We start from the raw sequence: 18,823 nt of genomic DNA on the forward strand, positions 1-18,823 counted from the left end.
ACCGGGGTGGTGTGGACAACTCCACCCCCGGGTGGAGGCGCGGATCAACCCGGAAGCCACCCCGGCGCGGACGCGCGGCCCCCGGCGGCGCGGGATTCTGGAGCGGTGGCGCGGGATTGCTGAGGCTCGTGGTTGCTGAGGCTCGTGGTTGCTGGCGTTGGGGGTTACTGGGGCTCGTGGTTGCTGGGGCTCGTGGTTGCTGGCGTTGGTATCTGCGGGCGTGGGCGGTTGGTGGCGCGAGGGTTGCTCAGCGCAGCGGATACCCGGACGCGACGCGCGGGCGGGGATGCGGTGACTCCGAGGCTCAGTCGGCGCGGGGCGAGGCCGCGAGTCGAGTCGGGAAATTGATCGGGAATCGGCCGCTGGGCGGGAAAACAGAGGCGCGGCGGCATCTAGAGCTCATCCGCGGCCACCGCAGGCGAGAACGCCACCCGACGAAACAACGCTAGACCACTGCGCAACAACCAAAACACACCGCAACAAAGCAAACGCGAAACCGCCAGAGGAAGGGAAACGAGGACTCGATGAACCCCACCCAGATCCTGCTCTACCTGGTGATCGCCGGGTTGGTCGTCTGGCGGGTGATCGTCCGCCAGTTGCTCGGCAGCGCGGTCACCCCCCGGGGCCTGGCGCTCATCCCCGGCATCCTCGTCATCCTCGGCGTCGTCAACTGCGCGCAGGTCCTGCCCGGCGCCTCCGGCACCGAAATCGTGCTCCTGGTGGTGGATCTGGCCGTACTCGCCGTCCTCGGGGTCGCGCGGGCCACAACCGTGCGGCTGTCGCTCCACGACGGGAACGCCTACCAGAAGGGCACCGCGCTCACGCTCGTCCTGTGGCTGCTGACGATCGCCGCCCGGGTCGGGTTCGCGGTGTTCGGGGCGCACGCGAGTGGCACGGACCGGCTCACCGGCGCGTCGATCCTCCTGTCGATCGGGTTGAGCATCGGCGTGCAGAACGTCGTGATCTACACGAGGGCTCGCCGCCGCGGGCTGCCGGTCGCCGGAAGTCGTTCCGAGGTCGCGCAACCCCGCGGGTGAGGCACTCTGAACAGCATGAACCGGTACTCGCGGATCCTCGAGTCACTGCGGTGGCTCCTGATCGCCCTGCCGCTCGCGAGCACCGTGCCACATCTGGCCGGCTGGGAATGGCCGTTGGCCGGCGTCGTCCTGCTGACCTCACTCCCCATGCTGTGGCTGCCGACCCACCCCGACTGGCTACTAGGCACCAGCCTGGTCCTCCTCGGCATCTCGGGCAGCCTGCTCTGGCTGTCGCACCCCACCGGCCTGATGCCGGTGATCGTCTTCACCACGCTCTTCTACGCCGTCCGCTTCGGCAGCCTTCGCACCGCCATACCGGTGATAGTCGTCGTGGTCGGCGCGTTCGTCGCCGGGTGGTTCCGGTTCGACGTCAGCCTGCGCAGCGGCTTGCTCGACATGGCACTGGTGGCGGTCGTCGTGCTACTCGGGTTGAACCGCCGCAGCCGCACAGCTCGCCTCGAACAGACCCAGCTCGCCCTCGCCCGCGCACAGACAGCGGCGGAGGAACACGCACGCGCGGCCACTCTCGCCGAGCGCGCCCGGATCGCCCGCGAGCTGCACGACGTCTTGGCGCACTCTCTTTCGGGCCTCGCGCTCAACCTCCAGGGCGCCCGGCTGATGCTGCGACGCGACGGCGCGAGCGCCGAAGCGGTCGCGCAGGTCGAGCGCGCGCAACAGCTTGCGGTGGAAGGGCTTTCCGAAGCGCGCAAAGCAGTTGCGGCGCTGCGCGAGGATCCCGTCCCGCTGGAGCGTGCGATCCGGGATCTGCTGGACGGCTACCGGCTCGACACCAGCGCCGAAGCCGAGCTGATCGTGCACGGCGAGCCGAGAGCCGTGGAAGCGACAACGACAGCGACAGTGCTTCGCGCGGTGCAGGAGGCGTTGTCCAACACCCGCAAACACGCGCCCGGCTCGTCCGTTCAGGTCACGCTGGTCTTCGAGGACGACGAGGTCACGGTCACGGTGCTGGATCACCAGGGCAGGAAGCCCGCCGCCGCCCCGCTCACCGGCTACGGTTTGCGCGGGATGCGTGAGCGTGCCGAGCTGCTCGGCGGACAGTTGTCGACCGGCCCGGAGGAGGACGGATGGCGGGTACACCTGGCGATCCCGGCGTGACGCCGCTGCGTGTCGTGCTCGCCGACGACCAGGCCGTGGTACGGGAAGGCCTGGTCACACTGCTCGGCCTGCTGCCCGAGGTCGAAGTCGTGGGCGCGGCCGCGGACGGGGAAGAAGCGCTGGAGCTGGTCGCCCGGCATCGGCCGGACGTGCTGCTGGTGGACCTGCGGATGCCGCGCCGCGACGGGGTTTCGACCACCGAACGCGTCCGTGCAGACCACCCCGGCACCGAAGTCGTCGTGCTCACCACGTACTCCGACGACGATTCGCTGCTCTCCGCGCTGCGTGCCGGTGCGCGCGGGTTCCTCACGAAGGACGCCGACGCCGAGTCGATCGTGCGCGCGCTCCGCTCCGCTGCGAGCGGTATGTCCACTGTGGACGCCAAGCTACAAGGGCGGCTCGTCGAAGCAGCCTCCCGCGGCCGGGCGCCTCGTGCCGAGGAGACCGAAGGTCTCACCGGACGCGAGGTCGAAGTGCTGCGGCTCATCGCGGCCGGGCTGTCCAACGGCGAGATCGCGCGCAAGCTGGTGATCAGCGAAGCCACCGTGAAGACCCACGTGAACCATCTGTTCGCCAAGGCCGGCCTGCGGGACAGGGCGCAAGCGGTCGCCTTCGCCTACCGCGCCGGGCTGGTGCGGGACTGAGCCCATCGCTCTCCGGCTAGACTTCGCGGCACCATGTCCGATCGAGCCAAGCTGCGCCAGCGCGTGCACCAAACCGCGGAAAGCCTGCTGCAGAAGCAGAAATACGTCGCACCCGTCGACATCCTCGTGGGCCTGCGCTGGGTGGGCGCGGCAACGGTGGAGGACTGGCGCCGCGGCCGGGTGGACGCGCTGACGCGGGCGCTGCCGGTGGACGAGGAGAGGGTGACCACGGCCTTCGAGCACCTTCGCGAGTGGGCGCGAGAGCGAGGCCTGCAGCCGGACGAAGTCGCGTACGTCGCCGGAACCCGGGACCAGCGTCCGCTCGTCTTCGCGGAGAACGAGGCCCTGCAACGCGTCTTCCGTGTGCACTGGCTTTCGCCACAGTTATCGGACAAACAGCGCGAACGCCTGACGGCACGGCAGAACAAAGCGCCCGACCTGGCGGTGTGGGTGACCGACAAGGACTGGGACTGCGACGTGTGCCGAACGCGGCAACCCGCGGGCGAATTCGTCCTCCTGGAGGGCGAGCAGCGGGTTTGCCTGTCCTGCGCCGATTTCGACCACCTGACGTTCCTCGCGGCGGGCAACGCTGCGCTGTCCCGGCGCGCGAAGCAGGAGAGCGCTCTCTCGGTGCTCGTCATGCGGTTCAACCGGCGCCGGAAACGCAACGAGCGGCAAGGGATCCTGGTCGACGAAGCCGCGTTGGAGCGCGCCGAGGCGCAATGCCTGGCCGACGAGGACGTGCGAGCCCGTCGCCGGGAACGCGACGCTGTGCGCAGGGCCGCGCAGGACGTGGACTTCCAGGCGGCGATGGCGACCGAGATCCGGCGGCTGTATCCGGGGTGCACGGCCGAACGCGCGCAGGCGATCGCCGAGCACGCGGGCACGCGCGGCAGCGGCCGGGTGGGCCGCTCCGCCGCCGGCCGCGCGCTCGACGAAGAGGCCGTCCGGCTCGCGGTGATCGCGTCCGTCCGGCACCAGGACACCGACTACGACGCGTTGCTGATGGCCGGGGTACCCCGCGCCGACGCACGCGACCGCATCCGCGCCACGATCGACAAGGTGCTGGCGAGCTGGTCCGGCTAGGTCCGGGGCGGTCGGCAGGTTCCCCTGCCCGCCACCGCCACGCGAACTCTAGCCGTGCGCGATGTAGGCCTGGAGCTGCTGCTGAGTGGTCTCCAGCTCCTCCATCCTGGTCTTCACCACGTCACCGATGCTGACGATGCCGGTGAGCGTGCCGTCCTCGAGCACCGGCACGTGCCGCACGCGCCGCTGCGTCATCAGGACGCTCAGATCGTCCACCGAATCCCGCGGCGAGCAGGTGGCGACCACGGTGGTCATGATCTCCGCGACCGGCTGCCCGAGCAGAGCCGCGCCGCGTTCGTGCAGTTTGCGCACCACGTCGCGCTCCGAGACGATGCCCGCCAGCCCGTCCGGGCCGAGCACGACCATCGCGCCGATGTTGTGCTCGGACAACCCGGCCAGGAGCTCGGCCACGGTGGTCTGCGGCGTCACCGTCGCCACCGCGCTGCCCTTGGTCCGCAGTAGGTCCGCGATCCTCATCCGGTGCCTCCCGGGTCGTGATCTGGGTCATATCAGGGTAGGGCCCAAGGCCGGAGCGCGAAAGCCGCGAACCGGGCGAACGCCTCGTCTGATTTCCGCCAGCGGCCTCCGGGGCACTCGCGTGACGCTGGAAGCATGCTCATCCGGCACCGAGAACGGACACCCCAGGTCCACCCGGATGCGTACGTCGCCCCCACCGCGACGCTCGTCGGCGACGTGCGCGTCGGCCCACACGCCCGCGTGATGTACGGCGCGGTGCTCGACGCGGAGGGAGCGCACATCGACGTGGGCGCCACGACGATCGTGGCGGAACACGCCGTGCTACGCGGCTCCGCCGTGACCGGCACCGCCCTGCCCGTGCTGATCGGCGACCACACCTTCGTCGGACCACATGCGACAGTGCTCGGCGCGACCATCCGGCGTTGCTGCTACCTCGCCGCGCAGACCACGGTGCTGCACGGCGCGGTGCTGGGCACCGGCTCGTCCATCGCCGTCGGCGCGCTGGTGCACGCCGGGACCGAAGTGCCCGAAGCGTGCTTCGTGCCGCCGCACACCACCGCCATCGGCTCGCCGATGCGGGTACTCACGCCGGACCAGCTCGACGAAGTACCCGAGGCCATTCGCGCGACGAACTTCGCCGCACGGGCTTTCGGCGTGCGGAGCGACTGGCAGGACCGCGCCGCGCGCTACGAGCAGGAGACCGAAGTGCGTTCGGCCGAGTTCGCCGAGCACCGGCACGACATCGTCACATGACTCCTCGCAATCTCCGCAGCCCCGGCCCGATGTCCTCGAGCGGCACCGAGCCGAACCCGAAAACCAAGCCCTGCAAGGAATCTCGCCGCTCCGTGAAATCACCCAGCGCGTAGAGCCGGACCCCGGCGCGCCGTGCCGCGCGCACCACCGGCCGAGCGTCGATCGAGCTGTACGCGCTCAGGTGCAACCCCGCGTCCGAAGGAAGAGGCTCGAGGAGCCCGGCGAAATCCTCCTCCAGGATCCGGCGGACCAGATCGTGCCGCTTCCGGTACTCGCGGCGCATTTTCCTTACGTAGCGGGCGAAACCCCCTTCGGCGAGGAACCGGGCGAGCGCGGCCTGCCCGACGCTCGCGGAATGCCAGTCCGTCAGGTACTTCGCCTTGCCGAGCGCCTCCCGCAGGCCCGGCGGTGCGATCAGGAAACCCAGGCGCAGCGCGGGAAGCAGCACCTTGGAGAACGACCCGACGTACAGCACCCGGCCCGCGTTGTCCAAACTGTGCAACGGTTCCAGCGGACGGCCAGTGTAGCGGAACTCCGTGTCGTAGTCGTCCTCCAAGATCGCGGCATCGTTCCGTTTCGCCCATTCGATGAGCGCCACGCGTCGGGCGGGCGACATCGACGTGCCGAGCGGAAACTGGTGCGAAGGCGTGACATACACCAGCCGGCAGCCAGCGGGGATCCTGTCGACCACGATGCCCTCGCCGTCCACCGGTACCGCCGCGAGCCGCGCTCCCAGCGTGGTGAACAACTGCCGCGGCGGCGGATAACCCGGATCCTCCACCGCCACGACATCGCCCGGGCACAACAAAACCCGGGCCGCGAGGTCGAGCGCCTGCTGCGAACCGTTGGTGACCAGCACGTCCTCCGGACCCGCGCGCACATTGCGGGACAACGACAGCTGCCGCGCTATCTCCGCGCGCAGCCCCGCATGACCGCGCGGATCGCCATACGTAAGCACCTCGGGCCGCGACCCGCGCAGCTGCTCCGTAACGAGCCGACGCCACGTTTCGAAGGGGAACAGCCGCACGTCCGGGGCACCTGCCCGGAAGTCGAACTCCGCCTCCACCGCGAACCGGAGCGGCGGATCCGGCACCGAATCCCAGACCTCGGCCGGCCGCAGTTCGGACACCTCCGCGGGCGGCCGCTCGACCCGGCGCGCCCCGGAACTCACGAAGGTGCCCGCGCCCGCCTTCGCGTGCACGAACCCTTCCGCCGCCAGCAACTCGTACGCGGCCGTGACCGTGTTCCGCGAGACGGCCAGCCGCTGGGCCAGCTCGCGGCTCGGCGGCAGCGCGTCACCCTCGCGCAGCCGCCCGTCGAGGATCGACGCACGGATCTGCCGGGAGATCTTCTCCCGCAGCTCCCGGCCGTCCGAAACGTCGATGTGCAGTTCCACGTCCGCGAGCATAGATCGGCCCACCGACATTTTCCGGTTTTTGGCTCTACCACAAGGCATTCTCCCGCTTACGGTGGCCGCATGGACGTACGTGACCTCGACCGCCGGGCACTCACTGTGCTCGACAAGCTCGTCAGTACCGTGACCCCGGCCGACCTCGATCGGCCCACTCCGTGCGAGGGCTGGACTCTCGCCGATCTGCTGCGCCACCAGGTGAGCGAGAACAGGGCCTTCGGCGTCGCGCTGCGCGAAGGATCGGCACCGGACTGGGATTCCGGCGATCTCGGCGAAGACGCGTATCGCGCCTATGCCGATTCGGTCGAGCGCGTGCTCGCCGCGTACGAGGACGATGGACTGCTGCGGCGCGAGGTGACCGTACGCGAGTTCGGCACCTTCCCCAGCGCGGTCGCGGCCTCCATGCATCTCGGCGACACCGTCGCGCACGGCTGGGACATCGCCGAATCACTCGGCCTTCCCTACGCGCAGGACGCCGACATCGTGCGCGCCGCGCTCGCTTTCGCCGAGCGGATCCCGGCCGATCCGGAGTCCCGCGCGGAACGTGGCGCGTTCAAACCCGTCGTGCCCGTCAGGCAAGCGTCCGATTTGAACCGTTTCATCGCGCTTCTGGGTCGTTCTTCCGACTGGCGCTGAAAACGGCTGCTCAACTGGCAGACTGTTCTCATGGCTGATGAAGACCCGTTCCTGTGGCTCGAGGACGTGACCGGAGAGGCGGCGCTCGACTGGGTAAGGGCCCGCAACACCGAGACGCTCGATGAGCTGGCCGGTGGCGAGCGCTTCGACCGGCTGCGCGACGAGATCCGCGAAGTGCTCGACGCGGACGACCGGATTCCGTACATCCGGCGCCGCGGCGAGCACTTCTACAACTTCTGGCAGGACGCCGCCCATCCCCGCGGGCTGTGGCGGCGCACCACGCTGGAGGAGTACCGCAAAGAGCAGCCGGCGTGGGAGATCCTGCTCGACGTGGACGCGCTCGCCGAGGCCGAGGGCGAGAACTGGGTCTGGCAGGGCGCCGCCGTGCTGCGGCCGCATTTCCGCCGCGCGCTCGTCGAACTGTCACGCGGCGGGGCGGACGCGACCGTCGTGCGCGAGTTCGACGTGAACCGGCACGAGTTCGTCGAGGACGGGTTCTTCCTGCCCGAGGCCAAGAGCCGGGTCAGCTGGATCGACGAGGACCTGATCTACGTGGGCACCGACTTCGGCGAGGGCTCGCTGACCACGTCCGGCTATCCGCGGGTGATCAAGGAATGGCGCCGCGGCACCCCGCTGTCGGCCGCGGTCACCGTCTACGAGGGCAAGCCGGACGACGTGGCGGCCTTCGCCTACCACGACCCGACACCGGGCTACGAGCGCGATTTCGTCGGCCGCTCACCGGACTTCTACCGCACCGAGAAGTACTTGCGCACCGGCGAAAAACTCACGCGCATCGAGGTCCCTGACGACGCGCAGACCACGGTCGAGCGGGAGTGGCTGCTCATCCGGCTGCGCTCCCCGTGGTCCGTCGGCGGCCGCGACTACCTCGAAGGCACGCTGCTCGCCGCCCCGTTCGACGCGTACCTTGCGGGCACGGCCGAGCTGACCGTGCTGTTCGAGCCGGACGCCCGCACGTCGCTGGAGGCCTACGACTGGACGCGCAACCACCTGCTGCTGACAACGCTGTCCGACGTCCGCACGGAGCTGTACGTGCTGACCCCGGCCGAGGGCTGGCGCCGCGAGCCGCTGACCGGCGGGCCCGACCTCGGCATCGCCGAGATCCTCGACACCGACCCGGACACCAATGACGAGTACCTGCTCAGCACGAGCGGGTTCACCGAGCCGCCCACGCTCAGCTACGGCCAGGTCGGCGGCGAGGTGGACGTGCTCAAGCAGTCACCGGCGCGGTTCGACGCCGAGGGCATGACGGTCGACCAGTACTTCGCCACTTCCCGTGACGGCACGGAAATCCCGTATTTCGTCGTGCGCCCGCGGGCGGAAGGCGGCCCGACGATGCTCACCGGTTACGGCGGGTTCGAGGTGTCGCGGCTGCCCGGCTACAGCGGCGTCACGGGCCGGGGCTGGCTCGCCCGCGGCGGCACGTACGTGGTGGCGAACATCCGCGGCGGCGGGGAGTACGGCCCGGGCTGGCACACCCAGGCGATGAAGGAGAACCGCTACCTCGTGTACGAGGATTTCGCCGCGGTGGCAACGGATCTCGTCGAGCGCGGGATCACCACCCCGGAGCGGCTGGGCATCCACGGCGGCAGCAACGGCGGCCTGCTGATGGGCGTCATGCTCACCCGCTACCCCGAGCTGTTCGGCGCGATCGTCTGCCAGGTGCCGTTGCTAGACATGCGCCGCTACCACCTGCTGCTGGCGGGCGCGTCGTGGATGGCCGAGTACGGCGACCCGGACGACCCCGCGGAATGGGAGTACATCAGCAAATACTCGCCGTACCAGAACATCCGGCCCGGGCAGCCGTACCCACCCACGTTGTTCATGACCTCGACCCGTGACGACAGGGTGCATCCCGCGCACGCCCGCAAGATGGTGGCGAAGCTGCTCGAAGCCGGTTACGGCGTGCGCTACCACGAGAACATCGAAGGGGGGCATGGCGCGGCGGCGGACAACGAGCAGCTGGCGCAGAAGTGGGCGCTGCTGTTCGAGTACCTGTGGCGGAACCTCAGGTCCTAGCAAGCGCGATCCCTGCCGTCGCGCACACCGCGGCGGCGACCGCGAAGGCCGGGCCGAAGGCTCCGGCGGCCACGAGCGCGCCCATCGCGGCCACGCCGACGGTCGCGCCCACCTGCCGGATGGCGTTGAGCAGGCCACCGGCGGTTCCGGCGTAGCCGTCGGGTGCGGACCCGACCACGCCGGTCACCAACGCGGGCAGGGAGAAGGAGACGCCGAACCCGGTGAGCAGCAGGCCGAGCGCAAGCAGCGGGTACGGCGCGTCCACGGTCAGGGCCAGCGTCACCGTGCCCGCGGTGAGCAGGGCCAGTCCACAAAGGACGGGTGGCTTCGGGCCGCGGGCGGCGACGATGCGGCTCGTGACGAGGGGGTTGAACGCGGTCGGCAGGGTCAGCGGCAGGAAGGCCAGCCCGGTCTGCACCGGGGAGAGATTCCGTTGCAGGGCAAGGGTGACGGTGAACAACGCGCCGGAGAGCGCGAAGTTCACCGCCGCTCCCGCGAACAGGTTCGCCGCCACCCCGGGCGCACGCACCAGGCGTGGCGGCACGGTCGGGGCGCTGCTCCGCCGTTCCCAGAGCACGAAAACGGTGAGCACGACGAGCGCGGCGATCCCGGAGAGCAGCCGCTCGCTGGTGATCGCATCGGTCAGCAAGGCGAGGAAGGCGCAGGCGGCGAGCTGCGTGCGCCAGTCGATGCCGCGCGGGTTCGGGGTGGACGGAATGCCGCGGGCGAGCAGGAGCGCGAGCACGGCCAGCGGCACGTTGACCAGGAACACCGTCCGCCAGCCCGCGAGATCCACGAGCACCCCGCCGACCACCGGGCCGGCCGCCAGGGCGACGCCGGTGATCGCCGCCCACGCCCCGAGCGCCTTCGCGCGGCGCTTCGGGTCCGGGTAGAGGGCGCCGATCAGGGCGAGCGAACTGGGCAGGCACGCTGCCCCGGCCACACCGAGCAGCACCCGCAGCACAACCAGCACCCATAGGTCCGGCGCCGCGGCGCAGGCGAGCGAGAGCACACCGAAACCGGTTACGCCCCAACGGAAAACGCGCAACGGCCCGAACCGGTCGGCCAGCGCGCCGCCGCCGAGCAGGAACGCCGCGAAAGCCAGGGTGTAGCCGTTGACCACCCACTGGCGCATCGCGACGGAACCGCCGAGGGCCGGGAGAGCGACGGTGAGCACGGTCGTGTCGAGCAGGACGAGGAAATAGGCGAGCGAGACGCCGATCAAGCGGTTCACGACAGCGACTCTGCGATCCGGCTCGCGTCCCGCTCAACGGGCGATGCCGGATGCCGCGTTCGGTTTTTCCGAATGCCCCGCGGTTAAGGTGGATCTCATGGAACTCCGGCAGCTTCGCGGTTTCGTGGCCGTCGCCACGGCGGGCACGGTCACCGCGGCGGCGGAACGGCTGGGGCTCTCCCCTGCCACGGTGTCGGAGCAGATCAGGGCGTTGGAGACGTCGCTCGAAGTGTCGTTGTTCGACCGGCGGCCGACAGGCATGGCGCTCACCGAACGCGGCAAACTGCTGCTGCCCGAAGCGCGTCGCCTGCTCGAACACGCCGACTCGATCCACCGCCTGATGACCGACGCCCGGCGGCGGATCACCGTCGGCGCGCTGGAAACGCTGGTCGCCACGAGGCTTCCCGCGATACTGGGCCGTCTTGCCGACCGGCGGCCGGATCTCGAACTGGGCGTCCGCTCCCTCATGCGCCGCCCGTTGCTGACCGCCGTCGCGCGCGGCGACCTGGACGCGGGCCTGCTCCTCGACGCCGGGGATACCTTGGGAGAGCTGGGTTTCGAGACGCCGGACCTGTCGTTCGCGGACATCGGCACGGTCCGGTTGTTCCTCGTCGCGAAGCCAGGCGATGCGCCCGCCGACACCTTGCTGATCACGCCGGAGGGCTGCTCGTTCCGGATGGCGGCCGAGCGGACGCTGCCGGAGTACGCGCGGCGCATCGAGTTCGACAGCGTTTCCACCATCCGCTCGTGGATCACCCAGGGCCTCGGGGTCGCCCTGCTCCCGGAGTTCGCGGTCGCGGGCGACCTCGCCGACGGCACACTCGTCGCGCTCGACGCCCCGCCCACCGAGCTCGCTCTCCGCGTCGTCTGGCGCGAGGACGATTCACGAGACCTCCGCGAGGTCCTCTACGCGATGGCTGCCTGACCGCTTGACGAGGTCGGGCACCAGCGTCAGGACGCCCAGCACGGCGAGGAGCGCGCCAAGCCACAACGGCCCCCGCAACCCGAACACCGGAATGGCCAGCCCGCCGACCGAAGAGCCGATGACGACGCCGAACGTGATGAACGACGAATGCACGGTGTTCAGCAGCGGCCGGGCATTGCCGACACGCTGCACGCGGGTGACCATCGCGGGGTTCATCGTCACGCCGACCAGGCCGATGCCGAGCATGAACAGCACCGCCGGCACGGCCAGGTGCGCGAGCAACGCGAAACCGGCCAGGAACAGGATGTTCAGTGCCAGCCCGGAAGCGAGCACCGGCAAGGCGAACCGGTCGGCCAGCCTGCCGACGACGGTGTTGCCGACCAGGGTCGCGGCGCCGTACGCGACCAGCAGGAGCGGCACGGTTCCGGTGCCGAACCCGCTGAGGTCGGTCAGGATCGGGCTGAAATAGCTGAAGGCCGCGAACGTGGCGCCGATGATGCACGTGCTCGTCGCGAACACCAGCCACAGCTTGGGTTTCGCGAACCCGCGCAGCTCCGCGCGGAAGTTCCCGCCGGCTTCGTCGGACGCCAGATCCGGCACCCCGGCGAGGATCCCGGCCGCGGCGATCACCGTCACCGCCGACACGGCCCAGAACGCGGCGCGCCAGCCCAGCGCTTCGCCGGTCACGGTCGCGAGCGGCAGCCCGAGGAGGGTGCCCAGCATGAGCCCGTTCATGACGACCGCGATCGCCCTGCCGCGAACCTCCGGCGCCGCCGTCCGCACGCACAGCGAGACCGCGAGCCCGAAGAACGCCTGCGACGCCGCGCCAGTGATCACCCGCGCGATCAACATCATCGTGTAGCCGCCGGAAACCGCCGCGAGCACGTTCCCGGTGAGGAAGACGGCGAACACGATGAGCAGCGCGTTTTTGGGCCTGGTGCGCAGAAGTCCGACGGCGAGGACCGGGCCCACGAGCGACATCGCCAGGCCGAAAGCGGTGATCAGGTACCCGACTTCCGAGACGGTGACGCCGAATCCCGCGGCCAGCTGCGGCATCAGGCCGGCGACGGCGAACTCGCTCGTCACCATCGCGAAGACCCCGAGGGCGAGCAGGTACACGGATCTGGGCATGACTCTCCCCTTGTTTTGGATCGATCAGTTCAAAACCTGCGCACGAAAAAGCGATCAGCAGGTCAGCACGTCCAATGCCGTGGCAGCAATGGATTCCAGCTCTTCCCGGCTCGCGCCGCCTTGCGCCGCAACGCGCATCCCGCCGACCACGGTGTTCACATACGAGGCGAGAGCGGCCGCATCACGGCCGGACGTGATCTCGCCGTCCCGTTGTCCGGCGGCGATCACGTCTCGCAGGAGGGCGAGCCGCTGCTCGGTGTCCTTCCGCAGGATCGCGCCCGCTTCCGGATCCCGGCCGGCGAGCTCCACCGTGCTGTTCACGGTGAGGCAGCCGATACTGCGCCCGTACTCACGGTTCTCGCACTCACCGTCCACAAGGGACTGCATGAGCACACGAACACGCTGCAGCGCGGGCATTTTCTCGTCTTCCAGCACGCCGTAGTGCTGGGCGTTCATCAGCTCCATGTACCGCAGCAGGGCACGACGGAACAGGTTGTGCTTGCTCTCGAAGGTGTTGTAGATGCTGCTGCGTCCGAGACCCGTTGCCGCGCAAAGGTCCTGCGTGGACGTGGCCTCGTAGCCGTTGACCCAGAAGGTGCGCATGGCGGCGTCCACCGCACGCTGCTCGTCGAACTCCTTGGGCCGGGCCATGATGCCACCGTAGCACGTTTTGGACAGGTCAGTGCAAAACTGGTCCGGTGAGCTGTGCCCGCGCGTACCGGCAGAAGGCCATGACCAGCCGGGCGCGCTCGCCGGCGCGGGTGGCCAGCACGACATGACTCGGCTCGACGCCGTGGAGCGGGATCACCGCCAGGTCGGGGCGCACGCTTTCGAGCCACGAACCGCCGGGGACGACCACCACGGCGTCACCGCTGGCGACGACCTCGAACTTGTCGCCCAACGCCTTGATCAGCGGGCCGTCCGGCGCACGGCTCCCGTCGGGGCGGGGGTCGATCCGCCAGAACGCGTCCCGGAGCGGGTCGTTGATCCGGGCCATCGGTTCGTCGGCGATGTCGTCGAGCGTCACGGATTCCTTGCCCGCCAAGCGGTGTTCACGCGGGACCAGCAGCACGCGGGGTTCGTCGTAGAGCACCGTGACCTGCAGGCCGTCGGTCGGGAACGGCAGCCTCGTCACCACTGCGTCGACTTCGTGGTCCAGCAACGCCCGGTGCGGCTGCTGCCAGTCCACGTGCTGGGTGCGCACCTCCGCGTCGGGGTGGCGGTGGCGAAGCTCGCGCACGGCCGGGGTGACGATGAGGTCTCCGGTGAAGCCGATGATGACGCGGCTCGGCGAGGCGGCCGTCCTCGCCCGCGCGGCGGCCTGCGCCGACGAACGCAGCACGGCGACCGCGAGCGGCAGGAACGCCTCACCGGCTTCGGTGAGCTGGGTGCCCTGCGGCGTGCGATTCAGCAGACGCGCGCCCACCTGCTGCTCGAGCCGCACGATCTGACGGCTCAGCGAGGACTGGGTCACGTGGAGGGACTCGGCGGCGCGGCCGAAATGCCGACGCTCAGCGACCACGGTGAACGCGCGGACCAGCTTCAGATCGAGGTCCTCGGCGTCGGCCATGACATCATCCTAGCTGCAGTGATGCACAAAACGGGATGCGCGGTGCGAAACATTCATTGGCCGTGTGGCGGACGGGCGCAGGACAGTGGAAGGGCAACCGATTCATCGGAGGATCTTCATGGGGACAACGATCGAAGACGCCCGCCGCGCGCTCGGGCCGGTGGGCGTGGCCCTGCCGGTTTCGTTCGCCGCCACCGCGCCGATCGACGCGCAGCGCGAGGCGGTCGGCCGGCTGGAACGGGCAGGCTACCGCGCGGTGTGGACCAACGAGGTGCTCGGCAAGGACGCGCTCGTGCAGCTGTCCGTGCTGCTCGCCGCCACCGAGCGGATGGTGTTCGGCACCTGCATCGCCAACGTGTGGGCCAGGGAACCGGAAACCGCGAACGGCGCGGCGGCGACGCTCGCCCAGGCCTACCCCGGCAGGCTCGTGCTCGGGCTCGGCGTTGGCTACCCGGCGCAGGCCGAAGCCACGGGGCGGGAGTTCGGCAGCCCGCTGGCGCGGATGCGCGACTATCTGTCGCGAATGGACAGTGAGACCTACCCGCCGGCGCCGGACGCCGCCTACCCGCGGATCATCGCCGCCAACGGGCCGAAAATGCTTGCACTGGCAGGAGAAATCAGCGACGGCGCGCTTCCGGCCATGTACCCGCCGGAGCAGACCGCGCAGGCCCGGCAACTGCTGGGGCCGGACAAGCTGCTCGTGACCGGCTTGTCCGTGGGCGTCAACCCCGACCCCACCGAAGCGAAAGCCGAGGCGCGGCAACGGGTCGAGGCCCTGCTCGAGGCTCCCGCCTACCGCAAGGCCATGGCCGGACTGGGCTACTCGACGGAGGCGGACGACAGGCTGGTGGCCGCGGTCGTCCCCCACCGCGGCCCGGACTCCATCGCCGCGAAAGTGCACGAACACCTCGCCGCGGGCGCCGACCACGTGACCCTGCTACTCCCCATCGGCACCGAGTTCGAGGCAGGGATCGCGCAGCTGGAGAACTTGGCCCCGGCACTGCGGTTCTGACGATCGCGCGCGCCACTCGTCATGAGGGTGTCGGCCAGGGTGGCAGAACCACCCTGGCCGACACCCTCATGCGTCGATCAGCTGCAGCCGGAGGTGGCGCCACAGCCCTCGCAGGCGTAGCAGGAACCCGCCGGGCGCATCTTCGTTCCGCAGGTCATGCACAGCGGCGCGTCGTTCGCCTTGCCGAGGTGGAGGTCCATCAGCTCCGCGGTGCTGTGTGCGGGCTCCGTTTCCGGCTGCGCCGGGGTGGAGTCCACAGTGGACCGCATCGTCTCGAGGTCCATGCTCTCCGACTCCGCCGTGCCGGAGCCGCCGTACTCGGCCTCGACCTGTGCGGTGCGCTCGGCGGCGGTGAAGATGCCCAGCTGCGCTCGCTTCTCGTACGGCAGGTAGTCCAGCGCCAGCCTGCGGAACAGGTAGTCCAGCACGCTGGTGGCGATCCGGATGTCCTGGTCGTCGGTCATGCCTGCGGGCTCGAAGCGCAGGTTGGAGAACTTCGAAACGTAGAACTCCAGCGGGATCCCGTACTGCAGGCCCACCGAGATCGACATCGAGAAGGCGTCCATCACGCCGGCGAGCGTGGAACCCTGCTTGCCCAGCTTCACGAAGATCTCGCCGAGCCCGTCGTCCGGGTAGGACCCCGCGTGCAGGTAACCCTCGGCGCCGCCGACGGTGAACGACAGCGTCTGGCTCGGGCGCTTCTTCGGCAGCCGCTTGCGGACCGGCTTGTACTCGACGACCTTCTCCGGCTCGGCCTTCGCCTCGGTCTTCTTGCCCGTGGACAGCGGCTGGCCGACCTTGCAGTTGTCGCGATAGATCGCGAGCGCCTTGAGGCCCAGCTTCCAGCCCTCGAAGTAGATCTCCTCGACCTCTTCGACGGTGGCCGACTCCGGCATGTTCACCGTCTTGGAGATCGCGCCCGAGATGAACGGCTGCACCGCGGCCATCATCCGCACGTGGCCCATCGGCTTGATGGACCGCGCGCCGACCGCGCAGTCGAACACCTCGTAGTGCTCCGGGCGCAGGCCCGGCGCGTCCACGACGTGGCCGTGCTCGGCGATGTACTCGACGATCGCCTCGATCTGCTCTTCCTGGTAGCCCAGCACGCCCAGCGCGCGCGGGATCGTCTGGTTGACGATCTGCATCGAGCCGCCGCCGACCAGCTTCTTGAACTTCACCAGCGAGAAGTCCGGCTCGATCCCGGTGGTGTCGCAGTCCATCATGAAGCCGATGGTGCCGGTGGGCGCGAGCACGCTGGCCTGCGCGTTGCGCCAGCCGTTCTTGCCGCCGACCTCGATGCCGCGCTGCCACTCCTTGGTGGCCACGTCGCGGATCGCCACGTCGTTGGCGTGCATCGTGCGGATCGCGTCGTTCGCCACCGAGTGCTTGCGCATGACGCGCTGGTGCGCCTCGGCGTTACGGGCGTAGCCCTCGTACGGGCCGACGACGCCGGCCAGCTCCGCCGAGCGACGGTAGGAGACACCGGTCATCAGCGAGGTGATCGACGCGGCGAGCGCGCGCCCGCCGTCCGAGTCGTACGCGTGCCCGGTGGCCATCAGCAGCGCGCCGAGGTTGGCGTAGCCGATGCCCAGCTGGCGGAACTTGCGGGTGGTGTCGCCGATCGGCTCGGTCGGGAAGTCCGCGAAGCAGATCGAGATGTCCATCGCGGTGATGACGAACTCGACGGCCTTGACGAACAGCTGCGCGTCGAACATGCCGTCGTCCTTGAGGAACTTCAGCAGGTTCAGCGAAGCGAGGTTGCAGCTGGAGTTGTCCAGGTGCATGTACTCGCTGCACGGGTTCGACGCGGTGATCCGGCCAGACTCGGGGCAGGTGTGCCAGTCGTTGATCGTGCTGTCGTACTGGATGCCGGGGTCCGCGCACTCCCACGCGGCCTGCGACATGGAGCGGAACAGCTTCCTGGCGTCGGTGGTGTCGATGACCTCACCGGTGAGCCGGGCGCGCAGCCCGAACTCGGAGCCCGACTCGACGGCGCGCATGAACTCGTCGTTCACGCGGACCGAGTTGTTCGCGTTCTGGTACTGCACCGAGTGGATGTCCGCGCCGGAGAGGTCCATGTCGAACCCGGCGTCGCGCAGGACCTTGATCTTCTCTTCCTCGCGCGCCTTGGTGGCGATGAACTCCTCGATGTCCGGGTGGTCCACGTCCAGCACGACCATCTTCGCCGCGCGGCGGGTGGCGCCACCGGACTTGATGGTGCCCGCGGACGCGTCGGCGCCGCGCATGAACGAAACCGGGCCGGAGGCGGTGCCGCCGGAGGAGAGCAGCTCCTTGGAGGAACGGATCCGGGAGAGGTTCAGGCCCGCGCCGGAACCGCCCTTGAAGATCAGGCCCTCTTCCTTGTACCAGTTGAGGATCGAGTCCATGTTGTCGTCGACCGCGAGGATGAAGCAGGCGCTGACCTGCTGCTTCGATGTGGTGCCGACGTTGAACCAGACCGGCGAGTTGAAGCTGAACACCTGGTGCAGCAGCATCCAGGTGAGCTCGTGCTCGAAGATCTCGGCGTCCTTCGCGGTGCCGAAGTAGCCGTTCTCCGTGCCGGAGCGGACGTACGTCCGCACGACCCGGTCGATCAGCTGCTTGAGGCTGTTCTCGCGCTGCGCGCTGCCGACCGCGCCGCGGAAGTACTTGCTGGTGACGATGTTGGTCGCGTTGACCGACCAGAACTCGGGGAACTCGACCCCGCGCTGCTCGAAGTTGATCGAGCCGTCACGCCAGTTGGTCATGACGACGTCGCGCTGTTCCCACTTCACCTCTTCGTAGGGGTGCACGCCCTCGGTGGTGAACACGCGCTCGACTGTGAGCCCGCGCTTGCCCCTCTTCGCGCTCTTGTTTCCTGTCGCCACGGTCTCCGTCATGGCTCTCCCTCTCCCGCCGTGCGACGAGCTCACTCGTCTCCCGCTGCCGATTCCGCCACGGCCTGGCGAAGGTCCGCTATCTCCTTCTCGAAGTCCTCGACCGAGGAGAAGGAGCGGTAAACGCTGGCGAACCGGAGGTACGCGACCTCGTCGAGCTCCCGGAGCGGGCCGAGGATGGCCAGGCCAACCTCGTGGCTCGGGATCTCCGCGACGCCAGCGGAGCGGATCGACTCCTCGACCCGTTGCGCGAGTTGTTTCAGGGCGTCGTCGTCGACCGGCCTGCCCTGGCAGGCCCTGCGTACGCCCCGGACCACCTTGTCCCTGCTGAACTGCTCGGTGACCCCGGACCGCTTGACGACGGCGAGCACCATCGTCTCCGAGGTGGTGAACCGGCGTCCGCAAGCCGAACAAGACCTGCGGCGGCGGATCGCCTGCCCCTCGTCCACCTCTCGGGAATCGACGACCCGGGAGTCGGCATGCCGGCAGAACGGACACCGCATGGACCGATCACTTCCCTTCCCCGTCGAGCCCCCGGATACCCGTCCCGCCACGCAACGGGGCCGATCTGTTGATCGACTTGTGGATATCCGGTGGGTGAACGCCCAGCAGCTGTGGATAACTCGCTTCTCAGTCTACCCCAACTTGTGGACCAACTACAGCCGTGTAACTACTAGATATAGCGGTTGACCTTAGATCGCACGCGGGCGGGGTGCAAGGAACCCGAGCGGGTGAAGTCCCGTGTCGGGAAACACCCCGACAGTCGTTCACGAGCCGGAAGAGGTGGATTCGGGGGGCCGCGAGGGCGGCGCCCCGGCGCGGAAAGCCACCGATGTGGGTGGCGGGTCGGGGGTGGCGTGCCGGGGTGATCCGTGGGG

The 18,823-nt window shown here is 69.3% G+C and carries 17 protein-coding genes; 9 read left to right on the top strand and 8 right to left on the bottom strand.

Translation table 11 applies throughout. From position 1 onward, the window contains the following. The first annotated feature begins 524 nt into the window (after window positions 1-524). The 4 genes from FPZ12_RS42070 to FPZ12_RS42085 are packed head-to-tail and all read left to right on the top strand — an operon-like array spanning window position 525 to window position 3,883. On the top strand, window positions 525-1,037 hold the full coding sequence (locus tag FPZ12_RS42070) for a hypothetical protein (RefSeq protein WP_144758033.1): 513 nt from the start codon (window positions 525-527) through the stop codon (window positions 1,035-1,037). A 15-nt stretch (window positions 1,038-1,052) separates the two neighbouring features. Continuing rightward, window positions 1,053-2,153 carry a sensor histidine kinase gene (locus FPZ12_RS42075; protein ID WP_144758032.1) on the top strand — a complete coding sequence of 367 codons (1,101 nt, stop codon included), beginning with the start codon at window positions 1,053-1,055 and terminating at the stop codon, window positions 2,151-2,153. Next, window positions 2,123-2,797, top strand: a complete 675-nt coding sequence (locus tag FPZ12_RS42080; RefSeq protein WP_144758031.1) for a response regulator — start codon at window positions 2,123-2,125, stop codon at window positions 2,795-2,797. Before FPZ12_RS42075 ends, FPZ12_RS42080 begins: the two co-directional genes overlap by 31 nt. 33 nt (window positions 2,798-2,830) lie before the next feature. After that, a complete protein-coding gene (locus FPZ12_RS42085) occupies window positions 2,831-3,883 on the top strand; it encodes a DUF2293 domain-containing protein (RefSeq protein WP_144758030.1) in 1,053 nt (350 codons plus the stop codon). A gap of 48 nt (window positions 3,884-3,931) precedes the next feature. On the opposite strand, the gene FPZ12_RS42090 is transcribed toward FPZ12_RS42085, so the two are convergent. After that, window positions 3,932-4,360 carry a CBS domain-containing protein gene (locus FPZ12_RS42090; protein ID WP_144758029.1) on the bottom strand — a complete coding sequence of 143 codons (429 nt, stop codon included), beginning with the start codon at window positions 4,358-4,360 and terminating at the stop codon, window positions 3,932-3,934. A gap of 135 nt (window positions 4,361-4,495) precedes the next feature. Between FPZ12_RS42090 and FPZ12_RS42095 the strand changes: the two genes are divergently transcribed. Then, window positions 4,496-5,113, top strand: coding sequence for a gamma carbonic anhydrase family protein (locus tag FPZ12_RS42095; RefSeq protein ID WP_144758028.1), 618 nt, complete (start codon window positions 4,496-4,498; stop codon window positions 5,111-5,113). Here the strand turns inward: FPZ12_RS42095 and pdxR are convergent. Next, window positions 5,106-6,509, bottom strand: coding sequence for a MocR-like pyridoxine biosynthesis transcription factor PdxR (gene pdxR, locus FPZ12_RS42100; RefSeq protein WP_144758027.1), 1,404 nt, complete (start codon window positions 6,507-6,509; stop codon window positions 5,106-5,108). The two genes, FPZ12_RS42095 and pdxR, sit on opposite strands and share 8 nt — an antisense overlap. 81 nt (window positions 6,510-6,590) lie before the next feature. On the opposite strand from pdxR, the gene FPZ12_RS42105 reads away from it, so the two are divergent. Both FPZ12_RS42105 and FPZ12_RS42110 read left to right on the top strand, forming a co-directional pair. Then, window positions 6,591-7,160: a TIGR03086 family metal-binding protein gene (locus FPZ12_RS42105; protein WP_144758026.1), complete on the top strand. Its 570-nt coding sequence runs from the start codon at window positions 6,591-6,593 to the stop codon at window positions 7,158-7,160. A gap of 30 nt (window positions 7,161-7,190) precedes the next feature. Further along, entirely contained in the window at window positions 7,191-9,197 is a 2,007-nt protein-coding gene (locus FPZ12_RS42110; protein ID WP_144758025.1) for a prolyl oligopeptidase family serine peptidase, read from the top strand. Here the strand turns inward: FPZ12_RS42110 and FPZ12_RS42115 are convergent. Further along, on the bottom strand, window positions 9,187-10,431 hold the full coding sequence (locus tag FPZ12_RS42115) for an MFS transporter (protein ID WP_144758024.1): 1,245 nt from the start codon (window positions 10,429-10,431) through the stop codon (window positions 9,187-9,189). The genes FPZ12_RS42110 and FPZ12_RS42115 overlap by 11 nt on opposite strands. A gap of 97 nt (window positions 10,432-10,528) precedes the next feature. Here FPZ12_RS42115 and FPZ12_RS42120 point away from each other — a divergent pair, with 97 nt between their 5' ends. Then, window positions 10,529-11,356 (top strand): LysR family transcriptional regulator, encoded by an 828-nt coding sequence (locus tag FPZ12_RS42120; protein WP_144758023.1) that lies wholly within the window; start codon window positions 10,529-10,531, stop codon window positions 11,354-11,356. On the opposite strand, the gene FPZ12_RS42125 is transcribed toward FPZ12_RS42120, so the two are convergent. Genes FPZ12_RS42125 through FPZ12_RS42135 form a run of 3 tightly spaced genes read right to left on the bottom strand, consistent with a single transcriptional unit; the run spans window position 11,315 to window position 14,057 of the window. After that, on the bottom strand, window positions 11,315-12,487 hold the full coding sequence (locus FPZ12_RS42125) for an MFS transporter (RefSeq protein ID WP_144758022.1): 1,173 nt from the start codon (window positions 12,485-12,487) through the stop codon (window positions 11,315-11,317). The two genes, FPZ12_RS42120 and FPZ12_RS42125, sit on opposite strands and share 42 nt — an antisense overlap. 54 nt (window positions 12,488-12,541) lie before the next feature. Next, entirely contained in the window at window positions 12,542-13,138 is a 597-nt protein-coding gene (locus FPZ12_RS42130) for a TetR/AcrR family transcriptional regulator (RefSeq protein ID WP_144758021.1), read from the bottom strand. 28 nt (window positions 13,139-13,166) lie between these two features. Further along, window positions 13,167-14,057: a LysR family transcriptional regulator gene (locus FPZ12_RS42135; protein WP_144758020.1), complete on the bottom strand. Its 891-nt coding sequence runs from the start codon at window positions 14,055-14,057 to the stop codon at window positions 13,167-13,169. Window positions 14,058-14,175: 118 nt separating this feature from the next. On the opposite strand from FPZ12_RS42135, the gene FPZ12_RS42140 reads away from it, so the two are divergent. After that, a complete protein-coding gene (locus FPZ12_RS42140) occupies window positions 14,176-15,069 on the top strand; it encodes an LLM class flavin-dependent oxidoreductase (RefSeq protein WP_144758019.1) in 894 nt (297 codons plus the stop codon). Window positions 15,070-15,146: 77 nt separating this feature from the next. Here the strand turns inward: FPZ12_RS42140 and FPZ12_RS42145 are convergent, their stop codons facing one another. Together FPZ12_RS42145 and nrdR are read right to left on the bottom strand one after the other, a co-directional pair. Then, on the bottom strand, window positions 15,147-17,948 hold the full coding sequence (locus FPZ12_RS42145) for a vitamin B12-dependent ribonucleotide reductase (RefSeq protein WP_144758018.1): 2,802 nt from the start codon (window positions 17,946-17,948) through the stop codon (window positions 15,147-15,149). 29 nt (window positions 17,949-17,977) lie between these two features. After that, the gene (nrdR, locus tag FPZ12_RS42150; protein ID WP_144758017.1) at window positions 17,978-18,448 is read right to left on the bottom strand and encodes a transcriptional regulator NrdR; all 471 of its coding nucleotides are present in this window, start codon (window positions 18,446-18,448) and stop codon (window positions 17,978-17,980) included. Window positions 18,449-18,823: the final 375 nt, after the last annotated feature.

Source organism: Amycolatopsis acidicola, assembly GCF_007713735.2.
Classification (GTDB): domain Bacteria; phylum Actinomycetota; class Actinomycetes; order Mycobacteriales; family Pseudonocardiaceae; genus Amycolatopsis_E; species Amycolatopsis_E acidicola.